The following is a 17,441-nucleotide window of genomic DNA, read 5'->3' on the forward strand; positions in this document are numbered from 1 at the left end:
GGGTCTCCGGACTGTGGGGGCACTGTGTCATGGTTCACATGACCAGTGACGCACAGTACCAAGCGAAAGTGTCCAGCATCGAGCAGGTGCCGGCCCGGCGCACACGAAATCCACTGAACGGATGAGGAAGGTCGGACCATACGGCGTGGAAACGCTCCCACAGGTGTACGCCGCGTCCAGCGGCCCGGCTGGGTTGGTCGATGTCCCCGCGGCACCCACCGCCTGCCGCCACACGCTCACCGAACGCGCCCGCCTGCAATGGCACCGCCGCGACGGCGGCGACCCGGCCGCCCTCGCCGAGGAATTCCTCGCCGCACACGGCCTGCCCCTGCACGACCTGACCCGACCCACCCCCACCCACCACCACACCGGCCCCTGCGGCGCCGCGCTCTACCTGTCCGCCGCCGCCGGCGCGCGCCTGGCCGGCGCACCCACCACCGCCCCCGAGCCCGCGCCCACCCTGCCCGACCTCACCGTCGTCGTCTACGACCACGGCCCCACCCGAACCACCCCACCAACCGCACCCACCCCCTGGTGGCTCGGCCCATGGACCGACAGCTGGACCCCCCACCAACACGCCGACGCCGTCACGTGCGTCCGCGCCGCCATCGGCCGCGGCGACGTCTACCAGACCAACCTCGTCGGACACGCCGCCGCCCCCTACACCGGCGACCCCCTACCCGCCCTGAAACGCCTCGGCGCACTCCCCGGCGCCCGCTACGGCGGCGTCCTCACCGGCGACGGCTGGGCCATCGGCTGCGCCTCCCCGGAAACCCTCATCGAGGTCACCGACGGACACCTGATCACCCGACCCATCAAAGGCACCCGCCCAGCCACCCCCGCCGGCCGCGCCGAACTGCTCGCCAGCGCCAAGGAACGCGCCGAACACATCATGATCGTCGACCTGGAACGCAACGACCTCGCCCGCATCGCCCGCACCGGCACCGTCACCGTCGACGACCTGTTCGCCGTACGCCGCTGGTGCGACCTGTGGCAGGCCGAATCGACAGTCCGCGCCGCCGCCGCCGACGGCCTCGGCCTCGCCGACCTGCTGCGCGCCACCTGCCCGGGCGGCTCCGTCACCGGCGCACCCAAACACGCCGCCCTCACCCAGATCAACACCCTCGAACCCGTCGGCCGCGGCGCCAGCATGGGCGCACTGGGCTGGGTCGCCCCCGGCCGCGTCGACCTCGGCCTGACCATCCGCACCGCCGTCGCCGACACCGAGTTGCTGCACACCTGGGCCGGCGGCGGCATCACCTGGGACAGCGACCCGGACGCCGAGGTCGCCGAAGCCGCCGCGAAGACCGCCCCGATCCGCGCCACCCTGGCCGGACGCCCCACCCGCCAGGACCGGCGATAAACTGCCCCCCATGACCATGCGGCCCATCCGGATCATCGGCGACCCCGTCCTGCGCACCGGATGCGAACCGGTCACCACCTTCGACGCCGAGCTGCGGGCCCTCGTCACCGACCTGATGGACACCCTCCTCGGCGCCCCCGGCCGCGCCGGCGTCGCCGCACCACAGATCGGCGTCAGCGCCCAGGTGTTCGTCTACGACGCCGACGGGCACCGCGGCCACCTCATCAACCCCACCCTGGAACTCTCCGACGACCTCCAGGACGACGACGAAGGCTGCCTGTCCATCCCCGGCCTGTACTTCCCGACCGTCCGGGCCCTGCACGCCACCGCCCACGGCGTCGACCAACACGGCGAACCACTGACCATCGCCGGCAGCGGCTTCCTCGCCCGCGCCCTGCAACACGAAACCGACCACCTGCGCGGCACCCTCTACGTCGACACCCTGGCCGGCGACACCCGCCGCCGCGCCCTGCGCGAGATCCGCGCCGGCCGCTTCGACTCACCCAGCCGCCGCGGCTGAAACGCTCACCGCCCAGCCGCCCGAGCCGTCAACATCCACTCGTCGTAGTCCGCGACCCGGGCGAAACCCACCCGCTCATACAGACGCACCGCCGCCACATTGTCGGCCTTCACGTTGAGCGTCACGTGCGCGACGGTCTCCCGCAGACGCGCACACAACGCCGCCACCACCGACGCGCCCAACCCCCGCCCCCGCCACCGCGGATGCGTCGTCACGTTACCCAACGCCGCCACCCGATACGTCGGCGAGAACACGTGCACCCCGGCCACCGCCACCAGCGCCCCGCCGTCGTAGATCCCCAGGTACTGCCCGGTCCGCAGCATCCGCTCGTCAAACCAGTTGCCGGGATACGCCAGCGCGTACAACTCCCGCACCTGCGGCAGGTCAGCCTCGCCGAGCACCACCCCCGCCGCCACCACCGCGTCCAACCGCGCCTCGTCGGTCAACGCCATCCGGTGATGCCGGCCACCGGACTCCCACCGAAACGACCCGGCCAGCGCACCGACCAGCCCGGGGGACAGGTGCGCGTACAGCCGGGCCGGCAGCACCGGCGCCAACTCCGCCAGCAACACCGCAAGCGCCTCCACGTCCCCCGGCGCGGCGAACGCCAACAACGTCGGCACATCGACGCCGTGATACAGCAACGCGACCTGCTCACCCCGACGGAACCACGACGTGTACGGCCAGAAGAAATCGTCCAGATCACCCAACTGGTAGGCGTGCAACACCGGGTCACGCCCCAACAACCGCGCCAACACCGCACGGTCGTGCTCTGCCCGCACCACCATCAGCGCGCCACCCACTGGTCGTGACCCAACTTCGCGACCAACGCCACCACCACCACCAACAACACCACCCGCACGAACCCCGAACCACGACGCAACGCCATCCGCGCCCCCAGCACCGCCCCGGCGATGTTGCACACCGCCATCGCCGCCCCCAGCAACCACCACACGTGCCCGGTCACCCCGAACACCACCAACGCACCCAGATTCGTCCCCGCGTTGACGACCTTCGCCATCGCCGAACCGTGCACGAAATCCGCGCCGACCAGCGCGGTGAACGCCAACACCAGGAACGTCCCCGTACCCGGACCGATCAACCCGTCGTACAGCGCGATACCCACCCCGGCCACCGCGATCACCGCCACCACCCGCACCGGAGTCCGCCGCTGCGGCAACGCCACCACCCCCAACCGGGGACGCACCAGCACGAACACCGCCACCGCCACCAGGACAACCAACACCACCGGCCGGTACGCCGACGCCGGCACCGCCCCGGCCAACGCCGCGCCCACGCCCGCACTCACCACCGCCAGCCCCGCCGCCGGCGCCACCACCCGCCAGTCCACCGCGGTCCGCCGCGCGTACGTCGCCGCCGCCGTGGCCGTACCGAAGATCGCCGCCAACTTGTTCGTCCCCAACGCGGTGGCCAGCGGCAACCCCGGCGCGGCGACCAGCAACGCCGGCAGCAGCAACAACCCACCACCACCGACCACGGCGTCGACCCACCCGGCCATCGCGGCGGCGGCCAGCAAAGTACTCAAAGACACGGCGTCCACGGGCGGCAATTCTCCCCACCACCCCCGCCCCGAACGCCACCCGAGTGGCAAGCCTCACCTGGTCAGCGACCCCGGGAACGCCGCAACCACACCCCCAACGCGCCAACCGCCACGAACACCAGCACAGAACACACCAACAGCTTCAGCACCCGGCCACCATGCCACGGCCACGTATGGTGCAGAAGTGCGCCTGGCCACCTTCAACCTGCTGCACGGACGATCCCTGACCGACGGGCTCGTCAACTCCGACCGCCTCACCGCCGCCATCGGCGCCCTCGACGCCGACGTGCTCGCCCTGCAGGAGGTCGACCGCGACCAACACCGCAGCGGCAAACTCGACCTCACCACCATCGCCGCCCACGCCCTCGACGCACCCCACCACCGCTTCGCCGCCGCCGTCGTCGGCACCCCCGGCGAACACTTCCGCCCCCTGCGCCACGAGGACGACGGACACGGCGAACCTTGCTACGGCATCGGCCTGATCAGCCGCCACCCCGTCCGCAGCTGGCACATCACCCGCCTCACACCAGCCCCCGTACGCTCCCCGATCTACGTGCCCGGCCCCGGCGGCGGCCTCATCCTCCTCCACGACGAACCCCGCGTCGTGCTCGCCGCCGTCCTGGACACCCCCCACGGCCCCCTCACCGTCGCCGCGACCCACCTGTCCTTCGTGCCCGGCTGGAACGCCCGCCAACTGCGCCAGACCGTGCGCGCCCTGCGCGCACTACCCGGCCCCCGCGTCCTGCTCGGCGACCTCAACCTGCCCGCCGGCGCGGCCCGGCTCATCTCCGGCTGGCACCCCCTGGGCCGCCGCCCCACCTACCCCGCCGGGCAGCCCCGCGTCCAACTCGACCACGTCCTCGCCGACCGGCACGCCCTCGACCAACTCCCACCGGTACGCGCCGTCACCACACCGGCGTCCACCATCTCCGACCACCGACCCCTGCTCATCGACCTCGGCTGAACCCGCCGGCCACCCGCCCGACAGTGCGTAGGTTGGAAACCACCGCCGCCACGGAGCTGACCATGAGCGACACACCCGACACCATCGTGCTCATCCACGGTTTCTGGGTCACCCCCCGCAGCTGGGAACACTGGGTCACCCACTACCAGGACAAGGGCCTACGGGTCCTCACCCCCACCTACCCCGGGTTGGAAGCCGAGGTCGAGGCGATCAACGCCGACCCGAGCCCCCTGGAGACACTCACCGCGCCGCAGATCATCGCCCACCTGTGCGCGGTGCTCGACGCACTGCCCACGCCACCGATCATCATCGGCCACTCCGCCGGCGGAGCGTTCACCCAGGTGCTCCTCGACCGCGGCTACGGCGCCTCGGCGGTCGTGCTCAACTCCGCACCCACCGAAGGCGTCACGGTGACCCCCTTCTCGCAGCTGCGCTCCACCTTCCCGGTGCTCCGCAACCCCGCCAACCGGCACCGGGCCGTCGGCTTCACCTTCGACCAGTGGAACTACGCGTTCACCAACACCTTCGACGAGCGCACCGCCCGCGCCCTCTACGAGCGCTACGCCATCCCCGCCGCCGGCGGCATCCTCTGGGACGGCGTCCTGGCCAACCTGCTGCCCGGCCCGCAGGACATCGCCGTCGACTACCACAACCAGCGGCGCGCCCCGCTGCTGTTCATCTCCGGCTCCGAAGACCACATCATGCCGCCCAGCGTGCAACACGCCAACGCCGCGCACTACCAGGGCGACACCATCACCGAGGTCGAACTCTTCGAGGGATACGCCCACCTGCTGCCCGCCCAGCACGGCTGGGAGCAGATCGCCGACCACGCCCTCGACTGGGCGCTACGACACGCCCGCTGACCGGCGCGCTCAACCCCGGTCCACCGCCACCAACGACGCCAACACCCGGTTGGTGCGGTTGGCCCGCACCGCGTCGCGCTGCTGCCCGGCCGTCACCTCGATGTACGTCTGCGACGACGCCAACGACGCGTGCCCCAACAACCGCATGATCTCCGCGGCGCTCGCCCCGTCCTCGGCCAGCCGGGTCGCGAACGTGTGCCGCAACGCGTGCAACCGCGCCCCCCGCGGCACCCGGTCCCCGATACCCGCCCGCCGATAACACGACTCCACCAGATACTGCAGCCCACCACGACGCAGCGGCTCACCGTGACGATCCACCAGCAACGCCGAGTCGGGGCGCACCGACCGCCCCCCGAAACGCCGCCTCCGACTGTCCAGATAGTCGGCCACCACCCGGTCCAGATCGGCCTCGATCGGCACCACCCGCGGTCGCCCGCCCTTGCCCGCCACCTCGATACGCCGCTCGCCCGGCCGACCCGCCAGCGACCCGACCCGCAGCGCCAGCAACTCCGACAGGCGCAGCCCGGCGCACAACGCCACCGCCAGCACCGCCACGTCGCGCTCCGGCCACGGGTCGCGCTGCCGACCGTCGTCGCGGGCGACCGACGCGAGCAGCACCTCGGGGGTGTCCGTGCCCCGCAGCGGCTTGGGCTGGGGGAGTAGCGCCCGAGGTCGTCCGACCGCCGGCATCGGGTTGCCCGCCAGCAGCCCCTCGGCCACCAGGAACGTGAAGAAACTGTTCCAGGTGGACCAGGCGCGGTGCACCGACGCGGCCGCCCGGGGAGCGGCGAACCGCGCGAAGGCCGCCCGCATCACCCGGGGGGAGAGGTCGGTGATCGACAGGTCGTCCAGGGGGAGGGGAGTGGCGGCGTCCTCAGCGATCAGCTCGCCCACCGTGTGCAGGTCCCGCCGGTACGCCGCCAGGGTGTGGGGGGAGGGCTTGCGGGTGGCTCGGGCGGTCAGGAACTCCTCGATCAGCACCCCGAGCGATTCGTCCTTTTTGTCATGCATAAGGGATATTATGCAGCATTTTCGTGTTACCGGGAAGAGGGGAGGAGGGGGAGCGATGCCCGAACCCAGGCGCTACGTCCTGACCGGAGCACCCGGCGCCGGCAAGAAAACCCTGCTGGAAGCACTGCGCCACCGGGGGCACGTCACCGTGCGGGAGGCGGCCACCGACGTCATCGCCGAGCGCCAGGCGCAGGGCCACGCCGAGCCGTGGAACGAGCCCGGATTCCTCGACGCGGTCGCCGCCCTCCAGCACCGCCGCCAGGCCGACGTCGACAGGCATGGGCCGGTGCAACTGCACGACCGGTCACCACTGTGCACCCTGGCGCTGGCCCGCTACCAGCGCAGACCGGCAGGCCCCGCGCTGCGAACCGAACTCGACCGGATCACGCGGCTGCGGACCTACCAGCGGCTGGTGTTCATGATCAGCCCGCTGGGCTTCATCCGACACACACCCGCACGCCAGATCAGCTACGCCGAATCGCTGACCTTCGCGCGCGTGCACAGACAGGTGTACGAAGAGTACGGACACCATCTGGTGGACGTCCCGGCCGGACCGCTGTGGAAGCGGGTCGCGGTGATCGAGAGGCACGTATCGTGGCCGACGTGACGTCGCCAGGCGCGAACTGCCCCACCTGCGGTCAGCCCCGCCTGCCGATCACCTACACCGAGCGCGACGACCACACCGGGCGGGCCTGCCCGCAGCGGCACCAGTGGCGGGCCGACGGGGATCCAGCAGCGGTGCCAGGCGCCGTCTCCGACGGTCACGACGATCGCGGCCCGGCGACAAGCGTGGAGTCCGTACGCACCAGCGACGGGCGGACCTGGCGGATCGGCACGGCCAGCGACGTCGGCTGGATCGCCGGCCACACCACACCAGGGCTCTCGGTGACCGCGGCGATCCCGCCGGTCTTCGCCGCGTACGCCACGTTCCATCCGCACGGCGGCGTCAGCCTCCAGACCCACGAACACGCCGTGGTCCGTGAACTGGCCGCGGCCACCCCGGACCAGCCTTGGTGGCTGGGCTACCTCGACACCGGCGCCCACGACGTCGTCTTCCCGTACGCGGCGAAGGTCTCCCTCTATGGAGGCTGGTCCTACGTGCTTGTCGAAGCCGGACCCGAGCAGGCGCTCACCTGGCGGACCGGTCACCTGCGCGGCGCCGGAGCGCTGCCCGACCTCTTCTTCCCGGCGGATCGGTCCTGGCTCGTCTCCGCCCTCTGGGACGACACCTGGACCGACGTCGGCGGTAGCGCGCCCGTGCTCGCGGCCCTGCGCCGCAGTCCGCTGGTCAACGCGCGCCTCGTCCGACCCGACGAGGACGCCTGCCCGCCGGGCCTGACCCGCGACTAGAGACGGCACCACAGCCGGCGCAGCGGACTCGGTTCCACCTCGTGGCGGTGCCTTGAGGCGCCAGTCGTGGTGCGGCATCTCGCTACCATGACCGGGTGGCCGCTACCTCTCGCCGGAAGCTGGTGTGGGCCGGATTTCTCCTCCTCGTCCTGACCTACGTCGTGTCGCTGATCACCACGAGTCTCGGCGCGGTATGGGCGGCCTGGTGGTCGGGCGAGTCCACCATGGACATGCGCCTGTGGTGGTGGCCGATGCTGTGCTGGAGTCGTGTGGGCAAGGGCATCCAGCTTGTGGCTGGACTCGTCGTGATACTCGACCTGATCGATCTGAAGCGGCTGGGGCGATCTGCGGCCCAACTCGACCGCAGAGGGCGCGATCTCAATCGCCGGGCGCCAATAGAAAGGCACCGTGCCAAGGTGTTCGGCGTTCGTGAAGAGCTCGCCAGGTGCGTCGTGGACCAGAAATACCTGGCGGCTCGAGGGGGCAAGACTCTGGACACCTCGTCGCTACGAGCCACGCCTAGCCTCACCGTTTCCGAGGAGACGGCAAACCTGGTCGGCGACGTCGACGTGGCCGACCTTCTGAGCAGGGTGCATGCCGAGGCTGCCGAGGAAGGTTGGCGCGGCGCGAACCTCCAGTGGCACGTCCGCGATCGCATCGACAGCTTCCTTGGCGAGCAGCTCGGTCCAGGTGAGCGGGGATGGTCGGGCGAGGTTGCCCACCAGTTTCAGGCGCGCAGCACCACCGTCGGACTGATCGGGTTGGTGGCAGCGATAGCTGTCAACGCAGCCGTGGTCACGGCCCTGCTCTCCACGACGCTCAGTGGATGGATATCCGTACCCGTCATGCTCGTCGTCTTGCTCGTGAGCGTTCCCCTCGGCGTGTCGCCGATGGACGATTGGCGTCTCAGCGGGTCCTTGCTGGCGGCTTGGCGCTCCGGCTGCGCCCGGATCTTGCGCCTCTTCGCCTGGGTGATCGGCATTGCCCGGCCGGGTCACGTGTTCCGTTGGGCGGCACTCTTCCTCTTCCTCGCGGGCATGCACTTCGACCTGTTGGCCTCCTGATGCCCGGAGGTGGCTAGCCGAGCACCCCAGGGGACCCTCAACCTGGTTCACTTTACATAATGTGCATTATCGAATGGACTGCTGGCGCAGCCACTCCTGGATGTGTGACCGCAGCGAGGCCGAATCCTCGCGCCGAGCGGGCTTCCAGCGCGTCCCGACCTTCACCCGCTAAGTGGTGGTCCTCGGCCCGAAGTTCACGATCGGGGCCGTCACCAAGCTTTGCGAGAACATCGCGTGCGCCGTCGGCTGCTCGCCCGATCCACGGCTATCGGGGTGGAGATCCGGAACAGCGACCGAGAGATCGTCGCCGTCGCGGATGTGCTGCGCTCCCCCAAGGTGCGGCGGGAGCGGCAGCCGCTCATCGTGGCCCCCGGCCGGGACATCTAGGGCGGCTACCTGGCGGCCAACCGCTTATGTGCCCCTGGGCGAGGGTGGGGGTAACTCCCAACCCGACTGGGAGGTAGCAGGATCGAGCAAGGTCCAGGAACCGTGAAAGCTCATCTCCATGACCACGCAGAAGATTTCCCGGTTCCATCGGGCTGCCCTGGCCCTCGTCGTTCCCGTCGCCGTGATAGCGGCAGTCGCCGGGTGTGGTGACTCGGCGGCGCCGAACGCCGCGCCCACGGCCAGTTCGGTAGCCACGGTTCCCTCGACCCCGACAAGCGCGGCCGGCCCGGCAGGTGCGGCCCCCGCAGCGGGCTTGCACATGATCGCCAACAACGGGCATCAGCTTGCTTTCCACGTCACGCCCGGAGGTTCTCCCACCATCGTGCTGGACGCCGGCGGTGGCGAGGACTCCTCGTACTGGGATGCCCTGGTGCCGCAGCTGTCGCAGGCCACCGGATCGCAGATCATCACCTACGACCGGGCCGGTCTGGGCGCCAGCGAGGAGGTGAAGGGCCCATGGGACCCCAAGGCCGCCGCCTCCGACCTGCAGGCCGGTCTGCGTGAACTCGGCGTCACCCAGAACGTGGTCCTCGCGGGCCACTCGCAGGCAGGAGAGGTGGCCCACTACTTCGTCCTCGCGAACCCCGGCGTTGTGTCCGGGGCGGTGCTCATCGATGCCAACGTGCCGCAATTCTTCACCGACACCCAGACCCAACGCCTCGTCGCGCTAACCACGCCGCAGATCGAAGAGCTCAAGAAGGCGCCGTCGACGAAGGCGAACCGCCAGCTCATCGCCACGGCCGACAACTTCGGTCCCACGCACCAGGCGTACCACAAGGTCTCCTGGCCCGACGGAGTTCCCGTCATCTATATCGTGTCGGACAAGACGCCCTTCGACGGATCTCCGCAGGATGTTCGGGCCTGGCGCGACGCGGCAGCGGCGTTCACCAAGGCGGGGCCCCACCGCACACTCGTCATCGCCGAGGGAAGCTCGCACGACGTTCCCCAGGACAAGCCCGCCCTGGTGCTCAAGGAAATCGAACAGATGACCGCCACCGTCAAGTAGAGGCCATCGGGTCGACGGCTGTCAGGACTGCGAGCCTCTGCCGATGAGCGGGGCAGCGCCGTAGGCGAGCGCGACAGGCCACACGGCCCGGATCCCGATGACGGTCGGGTGGTGGTCGAGATTCGGGGAGCGGGCCGGAACTGCGTACACGATGGGTAGCGTGTGTGCGGATGTCGATCGATCGCGCCGTCGATCGGTGCTGCGAGCCTCCGTGGACCACGGACGGACACCATGGTCGCTGGATCCCACGCGACGTGGGGGGACACCGACCGTGGGGATGTGCGGATCGCCGGCCAACATGAATCACCAGCCGGCGGTTCGGCACGATGCGCGATGAGGGAGTGAGATGACCGATAACAGCGGAACCGCCCTGTCCGGCGACTCCTCGCCCTCGCGGGAGGGCTCCGGGTCGGGTCGCGTCCCTCGCAGCGGTCCGGTTCCGCGCTCCGCGCTGGCCCAGCGGATGAGCCTGCTGGGTTGGTCGTTGGTGTTGCTGTTGGGCGCGGTCCTAGGTGCCGTGCTGGCCACACTCTGGATCACCTCGATATCGATCGTCGCGCTTGGCGTCGGAATCCCACTGACCCTGCTCGCGACCGTACTGGTGCGCTGGTTTGCCGACCTGCATCGCCAGTGGGCCGCCGACCGGCTCGGCGAACCGGTGCCCGCCCGGCCCTATCAGCCGACGCCGGACGCTGGGTGGCCGGTGCGGCTCTGGACGATCCTGCGCGACCCGGCGACGTGGCGGGACTGGATCTGGTTGGTGGTCAACTCGATCACCATTTGGTTGAGTTGCGGACTGTCGCTGCTGTTCTTCGTCTGCGGGGTCGTGTACCTGGCCTATCCGCTCATCTATCAGCTGACGCCTTCTCAGGTGTTCCGCACTCCGTTGGGCGAGGGCTTCCGGCTGCGCAGCGTCGCGCAGTCGTTCGGGCTGGTACCGCTCGGTCTGGTTTTCCTTCTGCTCTGGTACGTCACCGCGGTGCGCCTCGCGAACCTCAACGCTCGGGTGATCCGCGCTCTGCTCGGCCCCACCGAACAGGCGCGCCTGCGGGTCCGCGTCCAACAGTTGGCGACCTCGCGCGCTGAGACCGTCGACACCCAGGCCGGTGAGCTGCGCCGAATCGAACGCGACCTGCACGACGGCGCGCAGGCCCGGCTGGTGTCGCTGGGTATGAGCCTGGGCTTGGCCGAACAGTTATTGCCCAACGATCCGAAGGCCGTCCAGCAGTTGCTGGCCGAGGCCCGAGAGTCGACCTCCAGCGCCCTCACCGAGCTGCGCGAGTTGGTACGAGGCATCCATCCGCCGGTACTGGCCGACCGTGGCCTGGACGGCGCCCTCAAGGCCTTGGCCCTGGTCAATCCGATTCCGACCACGGTGGTGACCCGCCTACCCGGACGGCTGCCGGCCCCGATCGAGTCCGCGGCCTACTTCGCCGTCGCCGAGGCCTTGTCGAACGCCATCAAGCACGCCCAGGCCCGGCGGATCCGGATCACCGTGGAGTTCGCACCCGACCGGGGCGGCGCTGGCGGGGAACTGACGATGCTGGTGTCCGACGACGGCCGTGGGGGTGCTTCGATCGATTCCGGCACGGGCCTGCGTGGCATCGTCCGTCGCCTGGCGGCCTTCGACGGCACGCTGACCGTTGACAGCCCGCCGGGCGGACCTACCGAGGTGAGGATGTCGCTGCCGTGCGTATTGTGATAGCCGAGGACCTCGCCCTGCTCCGCGAGGGCCTGATCAGGATCCTGCGGGCCAATGCATTCGAGGTCGTGGAAGCCGTTGACAACGGCCCCGCGCTGATCCGGTCGCTGACGACGCACCGCCCCGACGTCGCCATCGTCGACGTGCGGTTGCCGCCGACCTTCACCGACGAGGGGCTGCGTTCCGCGATCGAGGCCCGCCGCCAGATTCCAGGGCTGCCCATCATGGTGCTCTCGCAGTATGTCGAGCAGGTCTACGCCAGGGAGCTGATGTCGGATCGCGCGGGCGCGGTGGGCTACCTGTTGAAGGACCGGGTTACGGACGTCGACCAATTCGTCGCCAGTGTCCGGCAGGTCGCTACCGGCAGCACCGTTATGGACCCCGACGTGGTGAGTGCGCTCCTCACCCACCGCTCCTCCGACCCTAAGCTTCTGGAGCTGAGCCCACGCGAGCATGAGGTCCTCACGCTGATGGCGCAGGGCCGCTCGAACGCTGCGATCGCCGCCCGGATGTTCGTCACCGAGAAAACCGTCAGCAACCACAGCAACAACATCTTCACCAAGCTCGGTCTCAAGCCCTCCGAGGACGACAACCGCCGCATCCTGGCGGTACTCGCCTACCTGGAAGGCTGAGTCCTTGACCTCTGCCCCACCATGGGTGCGACCGAGGGACTGCCGAGCAACAAGGGCCGGTGGGCGATGTGCAAGCCGTGGCGGCACGTCGTCAGTCTGGCGAGGTGCTACGGGGCGCGGCGCAGCCACTCCTGGGTGTGCGATCGCAGCACCGAGGCCTGCTCGTACGGCAGGTAGTGTCCGGCGGCGTCGACCACGGTGAAGGTGCCCCGTGGGTAGCGGTGCATCGCGCGGAACTGGTCGGCGTAGCCGACGACGCGGTCCTGGCGGCCGGTGAGCACGGTGACCGGGCCGTCGAAGATGACCTCCGCGGTCTCGTCGGGCAGCGCGTAGTCGGGACCGGACTGCAGCTTCTGTAGGAACGTCGCGTCGCCGGGGCCGCCGGATTCCATTGCCGCGAGCACCGTCGCGGCGACGGCTGGGGTGCGCTGGCCCAGGGCCGCGTCGAGGTGCGCGCGCAGGGCGGCGGGTGCGTCGTCGAGCCAGCCGGTGGGTGCGTCGAGCGGTGGCTCGTCGGGCAGGGTCCGCGTGTCGCGGGCGATGGTGACACCGGGACAGACGAGGAGCAGGCCGCGGACGAGTTCGGGTCGTTGACGGGCGATGCCGGCGGCCAGGTACGCGCCGTAGGAGGCGCCGGCCAGCAGGACCGGTGCGTCGACGTGGTCGTCGAGCCAGGCGCACACGCTGTCCAGTACCGCCTGGGACGTGGGTGCGCAGGTCGCGGGGGTGTCTCCGTGGCCGGGCAGGTCCAGGTAGGTCTCCCGCAGGTCGGCGCCGGCGAAGGCGGGGCCGAAGGCGGTGGCCGTGGCGGCGCGGCTCATGCTGAACATGGGCAGGCACACCACGTCCGGGCCGGTGCCCGGTGATCGTTTGTACGCCAGGTTCATGGCGGCAGTCCTCGCGTGTGGTGGTGGGCAGGAGACGCGGCACCAGCCTACAAACGGGCGTGCGCGGGCGTGGTGCGGTCTCTACAGTGATGCGCTCTGGGCCGGCGCGTGTGCACACGTGACCGGCGGAATCGTGTGTCACCACGGGGGAACACCTTGATGAGTACGTCTGTCCGTGTCGTGCTGGGCCTGGTCGCGACCGCTGGTCTCGTGGTGGGTTGCCAGCCTGCCACGAAGGAGAGCGCGGCGGGCGCCAGTCCGTCGGCGAGCGCAGCGACTTCGGTGAGCGCAGCGCCCAGCCCGACCGTCGACGTGGCGGCGAACAGCAAGCAGGTCTGCGCCAGCACTCTCGCGGTGGTCAAGAAGCACTACGTGGCGATGGCCGACGATGCGATCGCCGCCATCGACAAGCCGGTCAGTGCCAAGGAGGCGGGCGCGAAGGTCCGTGGTCACTACACGGCGCTTCTGGCGGATCTGCGGAAGGCGGCGCCGACCGCTGCCGACCCGCAGGTGCGCGCCGCGTTGGAGACCCTGGCCACCGGGGTTGAGAAGCACCTCGCCGGCCCGAAGGCCACCCAGGTCGAGGCGCCGGATCTCGACCCGTTGTTGACGGCGTTGGACACGGTCTGCGGTCGCTGACCGTCGTGGGCGCCGGGCCGTGTCGGTCGGCGCCCACGAACAGCGCGAGACGGGGTACGGCTCGATGTCGCGGCACCTGTGGTGCGGGTGCCTGGCTCCCCCGTTCCGGTGAGGTCGGGGTGGTCGGCGTCATTCGATCAGGTCCGGCGGGGCGTTACCCGCATCACATCGGGGCTGCAAACCGTCATCTGGGCTGTAACCCTTCTTCAGGGTAAGCGCCGTCGCTGTCGCCGACCTCACGTGCGCCGTTCGCGGGGGAATTCCGGGAGCGGGTCGCGCGGTTCTCCGTTCGGAAGATCAGGATCACATGATCGAATGGAAGTGCCATGCACATGCGCTCAGATGCGGTAGTGCTGTTCGGTGTCACTGGCGACCTCGTCTCGAAGAAGCTGTTTCCGGCGCTGTACGAGTTGACTCGGCGTGATCGCCTCGACGTTCCGGTGATCGGGGTGGCCCGCTCCCCCTGGGATGATGAGCAGCTCGTCACGATGGCCCGCAAGTCGGTAGCCGAGGCCAGCGACGAGGTGGACGACGAGACCTTCGACCGGCTGGCGCACCACCTTTCGATGATCTCCGGCGACTACGCGGACCCGGCCACGTACCAGCGGCTGGCCGAGCGTCTGCGGGGCGCGGAGCGGCCGGTCTTCTATTTGGCGATTCCGCCGGCGGTGTTCGGTTCGGTGGTCGAGGGTCTCGCGGCGGCTGGTCTGGCCGATCGGGGTCGGGTCATCGTGGAGAAGCCGTTCGGGCGTGATCTGGAGTCGTCGCGTGAGCTGGACCGCACGCTGCGGGGGGCCTTCGACCAGGAGCGGGTGTTCCGCATCGATCACTACCTCGGCAAGGAGGCCGTCGAGGGGTTGTACGCCTTCCGGTTCGCGAACCGGTTGTTCGAGCCGCTGTGGAACAACCAGCACATCGACAACATCCAGGTCACTCTGGCTGAGGGTTTCGGCACGCAGGGCCGCGCTGGTTTCTATGACACGGTGGGCGCGACTCGGGACGTGTTGCAGAACCACATCCTGCAGGTCGTCGCGTTGATCGCGATGGAGGCGCCCGACGGTGACGACGCTGCCGCGTTCCGGGAGGCGGAGGTGCGGGTGCTGCGGCAGATCGCGCCGTTGTCGCCGGAGTCCACGGTGCGGGGGCAGTACGCGGGTTATCGGGACGAGCGGGGTGTGGCGGCGGAGTCGAACACGGAGACGTTCGTGGCCACGCGGTTGACTGTCGACTCGCCCCGCTGGGCGGGTGTGCCCTTCTATCTGCGGACCGGTAAGTCCCTGCCGGGGACGGCGACGGAGGTTGTGGTCGAGTTCAAGCAGCCGCAGCGGTCGTTGATCCCGGCCGAGCGGGGCACGGTGACTGTCGCGAACCTGCTGCGGTTCCGGTTGGGTCGTGGTGACGGCATCACGATGTCGATCCAGGCGAAGAGCCCGGGTGCGGAAGTGGCGAGTCGTCCGGTGGATCTGTCTGTCGACTTCGGTGCGGCGCTCGGTCGTCGTCAGGAGGCGTACGAGCGGTTGCTCGACGACGCGATGAACGGGCAGCACCTGCGTTTCGCGCGGGCGGAGACGATCGAGCAGGAGTGGCGCATCGTGGAGCCGATCCTGGATCTGCCGGCGGCGGTGCAGTCGTACGACAGGGGCAGTTGGGGTCCGGCGGACGCCGACGCGTTGGTCGGTGGGTGGCATACCCCGGATCTGGGGTAGGGCGCGGTGCGGTTTCCGGTCAGTGGTGCTGATTGACCGCTCAGCTCAGCGTGGTGACCGTCCGGCGATGGTGAGGTTTGCCGCCTGCGTGTGGTGTGGGCACGTTGTGCGGGACGTCTCTCGTCCTCGTCGGAGAGGAAGCAGCGCATGCTTTCCGCACTCGATCGTCGGCACACCGTCGCGCCGCCCGGCTACAGCAGGTGGCTCATCCCCCCGGCGGCGTTGGCCATTCATCTCTGTATCGGTCAGGTCTATGCCACAAGCGTCTACAAGAACTCGCTGATCGCCCACTTCGACACGAGCCAGACCGCGATCGGGGTGATCTTCAGCATCGCGATCGTGATGTTGGGGTTGTCCGCCGCGGTCGCCGGGACCTGGGTGGAGTCGAACGGGCCGCGTAAGGCGATGTTCGTCTCGGCCTGTTTCTGGGCGGCCGGCTTCCTGGTGGGTTCGCTGGGTATCGCCACGAAGCAGTTGTGGTTGCTGTATCTGGGTTACGGGTTGCTCGGTGGTATCGGTCTGGGTATCGGTTACATCTCCCCCGTCTCCACGTTGATCAAGTGGTTCCCCGATCGGCCGGGTCTGGCCACCGGGTTGGCGATCATGGGGTTCGGTGGTGGGGCGATGGTCGCCTCTCCCCTGTCCCGGCAACTGCTGTCGTTCTACGACCCCGGCTACGACCCGGCGAACGCGGGCTCGACGGCGTCGGGCGGCGCGCTGGTGTGGTTGTTCGTGACGCTCGGCCTGGCCTACTTCGTGATCATGATGTTCGGGGTGGCGAACGTACGGGTGCCCGCGGAGGGCTGGCGCCCGGCCGGCTTCGATCCCGCGAGCGTGGCGGCGAAACCGCTTGTCACCACGGCGAACGTGTCGGCGGCCAACGCGGTGAAGACCCGCTCGTTCTGGCTGCTGTGGGTGGTGTTGTTCTGCAACGTGACCGCGGGCATCGGCATCCTGGAGCAGGCCAGTCCGATGATCCAGGACTTCTTCCGGGACAACGGCACGTCGGCGGTGTCGGTGGCGGCGGCCGGTGGGTTCGTGGGGCTGCTGTCGCTGTTCAACATGGCGGGTCGGTTCGTGTGGTCGTCGACCTCGGACGTCATCGGCCGCAAGCCGATCTATCTGGTGTACCTGGGTGTCGGCATGGTGCTGTACGCGCTGCTGGCGCTCGTCGGGCAGACCGCGACGGCGTTGTTCGTGCTGTTGGCGTGCGTGATCCTGTCGTTCTACGGGGGCGGGTTCGCCACGGTGCCGGCGTACCTGCGGGACCTGTTCGGGACGTTCCAGGTCGGGGCGATCCATGGCCGGTTGCTGACCGCGTGGTCGGCGGCGGGGATCGCGGGTCCGTTGATCGTCAACGGGTTCCTCGACGCGCAGGGCGAGCCGGGTTCGTTGACGGCGGCGGCGTACCGGCCGGCGCTGTTCACGATGGTGGGTGTGCTGGCTGTGGGCTTCGTGGCGAACCTGCTGGTGCGGCCGGTGCCGCAGCGCTACCACGAACCGGCACCGGAGCGTGGCGTGGATGAGGAGACGACGGTGGAGAGGAGTGCCACGCGATGAGTGACGACAGCCGTTCCGGGCAGCAGGCCCGGTTGTGGATCTCCTGGTTGGTGGTGGCGGTGCTGCTCGGTTACGGGGTGGTGCAGACCGTCATCACGGCGGCGAAGCTGTTCACGCAGTAAACCCGGTCCGGCGGTCTCCGACCACGAACGTGGTGCGGCGGTCT

Annotated in this window: 19 protein-coding genes; 15 read left to right on the forward strand and 4 right to left on the reverse strand. The window is 69.6% G+C overall.

Annotation, left to right across the window (positions count from 1 at the left end; translation table 11 throughout):
* The first annotated feature begins 121 nt into the window (after positions 1 to 121).
* On the forward strand, positions 122 to 1,363 hold the full coding sequence (locus AB0A90_RS19065; protein WP_357249205.1) for a chorismate-binding protein: 1,242 nt from the start codon (positions 122 to 124) through the stop codon (positions 1,361 to 1,363).
* A gap of 10 nt (positions 1,364 to 1,373) precedes the next feature.
* On the forward strand, positions 1,374 to 1,883 hold the full coding sequence (locus AB0A90_RS19070) for a peptide deformylase (RefSeq protein WP_357249208.1): 510 nt from the start codon (positions 1,374 to 1,376) through the stop codon (positions 1,881 to 1,883).
* 5 nt (positions 1,884 to 1,888) lie between these two features.
* On the opposite strand, the gene AB0A90_RS19075 is transcribed toward AB0A90_RS19070, so the two are convergent.
* Together AB0A90_RS19075 and AB0A90_RS19080 are read right to left on the reverse strand one after the other, a co-directional pair.
* A complete protein-coding gene (locus AB0A90_RS19075) occupies positions 1,889 to 2,671 on the reverse strand; it encodes a GNAT family N-acetyltransferase (protein ID WP_357249211.1) in 783 nt (260 codons plus the stop codon).
* Positions 2,671 to 3,444: a TSUP family transporter gene (locus tag AB0A90_RS19080; protein ID WP_357249214.1), complete on the reverse strand. Its 774-nt coding sequence runs from the start codon at positions 3,442 to 3,444 to the stop codon at positions 2,671 to 2,673. The genes AB0A90_RS19075 and AB0A90_RS19080 overlap by 1 nt, the downstream gene beginning before the upstream one ends.
* Before the next feature lie 184 nt (positions 3,445 to 3,628).
* Between AB0A90_RS19080 and AB0A90_RS19085 the strand changes: the two genes are divergently transcribed.
* Both AB0A90_RS19085 and AB0A90_RS19090 read left to right on the forward strand, forming a co-directional pair.
* On the forward strand, positions 3,629 to 4,408 hold the full coding sequence (locus AB0A90_RS19085; RefSeq protein ID WP_357249217.1) for an endonuclease/exonuclease/phosphatase family protein: 780 nt from the start codon (positions 3,629 to 3,631) through the stop codon (positions 4,406 to 4,408).
* A 62-nt stretch (positions 4,409 to 4,470) separates the two neighbouring features.
* Positions 4,471 to 5,271 (forward strand): alpha/beta hydrolase, encoded by an 801-nt coding sequence (locus AB0A90_RS19090; RefSeq protein ID WP_357249219.1) that lies wholly within the window; start codon positions 4,471 to 4,473, stop codon positions 5,269 to 5,271.
* A gap of 9 nt (positions 5,272 to 5,280) precedes the next feature.
* Here AB0A90_RS19090 and AB0A90_RS19095 read toward each other — a convergent pair whose 3' ends face one another.
* The gene (locus AB0A90_RS19095) at positions 5,281 to 6,282 is read right to left on the reverse strand and encodes a tyrosine-type recombinase/integrase (protein ID WP_357249221.1); all 1,002 of its coding nucleotides are present in this window, start codon (positions 6,280 to 6,282) and stop codon (positions 5,281 to 5,283) included.
* Between the two features lie 55 nt (positions 6,283 to 6,337).
* Here AB0A90_RS19095 and AB0A90_RS19100 point away from each other — a divergent pair, with 55 nt between their 5' ends.
* From AB0A90_RS19100 to AB0A90_RS19130, 7 genes are all read left to right on the forward strand, one after another.
* On the forward strand, positions 6,338 to 6,889 hold the full coding sequence (locus AB0A90_RS19100) for an AAA family ATPase (protein ID WP_357249224.1): 552 nt from the start codon (positions 6,338 to 6,340) through the stop codon (positions 6,887 to 6,889).
* Positions 6,886 to 7,632, forward strand: coding sequence for a hypothetical protein (locus AB0A90_RS19105; RefSeq protein ID WP_357249227.1), 747 nt, complete (start codon positions 6,886 to 6,888; stop codon positions 7,630 to 7,632). The genes AB0A90_RS19100 and AB0A90_RS19105 overlap by 4 nt, the downstream gene beginning before the upstream one ends.
* A 95-nt stretch (positions 7,633 to 7,727) precedes the next feature.
* The gene (locus AB0A90_RS19110; RefSeq protein ID WP_357249230.1) at positions 7,728 to 8,696 is read left to right on the forward strand and encodes a hypothetical protein; all 969 of its coding nucleotides are present in this window, start codon (positions 7,728 to 7,730) and stop codon (positions 8,694 to 8,696) included.
* Positions 8,697 to 8,930: 234 nt separating this feature from the next.
* On the forward strand, positions 8,931 to 9,083 hold the full coding sequence (locus AB0A90_RS19115) for a hypothetical protein (protein WP_357249233.1): 153 nt from the start codon (positions 8,931 to 8,933) through the stop codon (positions 9,081 to 9,083).
* A 118-nt stretch (positions 9,084 to 9,201) separates the two neighbouring features.
* The gene (locus AB0A90_RS19120) at positions 9,202 to 10,149 is read left to right on the forward strand and encodes an alpha/beta hydrolase (RefSeq protein WP_357249235.1); all 948 of its coding nucleotides are present in this window, start codon (positions 9,202 to 9,204) and stop codon (positions 10,147 to 10,149) included.
* Between the two features lie 346 nt (positions 10,150 to 10,495).
* Positions 10,496 to 11,851, forward strand: a complete 1,356-nt coding sequence (locus tag AB0A90_RS19125; protein ID WP_357249238.1) for a sensor histidine kinase — start codon at positions 10,496 to 10,498, stop codon at positions 11,849 to 11,851.
* Positions 11,839 to 12,483, forward strand: a complete 645-nt coding sequence (locus tag AB0A90_RS19130; protein ID WP_357249241.1) for a response regulator transcription factor — start codon at positions 11,839 to 11,841, stop codon at positions 12,481 to 12,483. Before AB0A90_RS19125 ends, AB0A90_RS19130 begins: the two co-directional genes overlap by 13 nt.
* Positions 12,484 to 12,590: 107 nt before the next feature.
* Here the strand turns inward: AB0A90_RS19130 and AB0A90_RS19135 are convergent, their stop codons facing one another.
* Complete coding sequence (locus tag AB0A90_RS19135; protein WP_357249244.1) at positions 12,591 to 13,370, reverse strand: alpha/beta hydrolase; 780 nt, start codon at positions 13,368 to 13,370, stop codon at positions 12,591 to 12,593.
* A 159-nt stretch (positions 13,371 to 13,529) separates the two neighbouring features.
* Between AB0A90_RS19135 and AB0A90_RS19140 the strand changes: the two genes are divergently transcribed.
* The 4 genes from AB0A90_RS19140 to AB0A90_RS19155 all read left to right on the forward strand — a co-directional run bounded on the left by AB0A90_RS19140 (position 13,530) and on the right by AB0A90_RS19155 (position 17,397).
* Positions 13,530 to 14,009, forward strand: a complete 480-nt coding sequence (locus AB0A90_RS19140) for a hypothetical protein (protein ID WP_357249247.1) — start codon at positions 13,530 to 13,532, stop codon at positions 14,007 to 14,009.
* Positions 14,010 to 14,335: 326 nt separating this feature from the next.
* Positions 14,336 to 15,715, forward strand: a complete 1,380-nt coding sequence (zwf, locus tag AB0A90_RS19145; protein ID WP_357249250.1) for a glucose-6-phosphate dehydrogenase — start codon at positions 14,336 to 14,338, stop codon at positions 15,713 to 15,715.
* Positions 15,716 to 15,862: 147 nt separating this feature from the next.
* A complete protein-coding gene (locus AB0A90_RS19150; protein WP_357249253.1) occupies positions 15,863 to 17,275 on the forward strand; it encodes an OFA family MFS transporter in 1,413 nt (470 codons plus the stop codon).
* Positions 17,272 to 17,397 (forward strand): hypothetical protein, encoded by a 126-nt coding sequence (locus tag AB0A90_RS19155; protein ID WP_357249256.1) that lies wholly within the window; start codon positions 17,272 to 17,274, stop codon positions 17,395 to 17,397. The genes AB0A90_RS19150 and AB0A90_RS19155 overlap by 4 nt, the downstream gene beginning before the upstream one ends.
* Positions 17,398 to 17,441 lie beyond the last annotated feature (44 nt).

Origin of the sequence: Micromonospora sp. NPDC049204 (assembly GCF_040647935.1) — a bacterium.
Taxonomy (GTDB): Bacteria; Actinomycetota; Actinomycetes; order Mycobacteriales; family Micromonosporaceae; genus Micromonospora.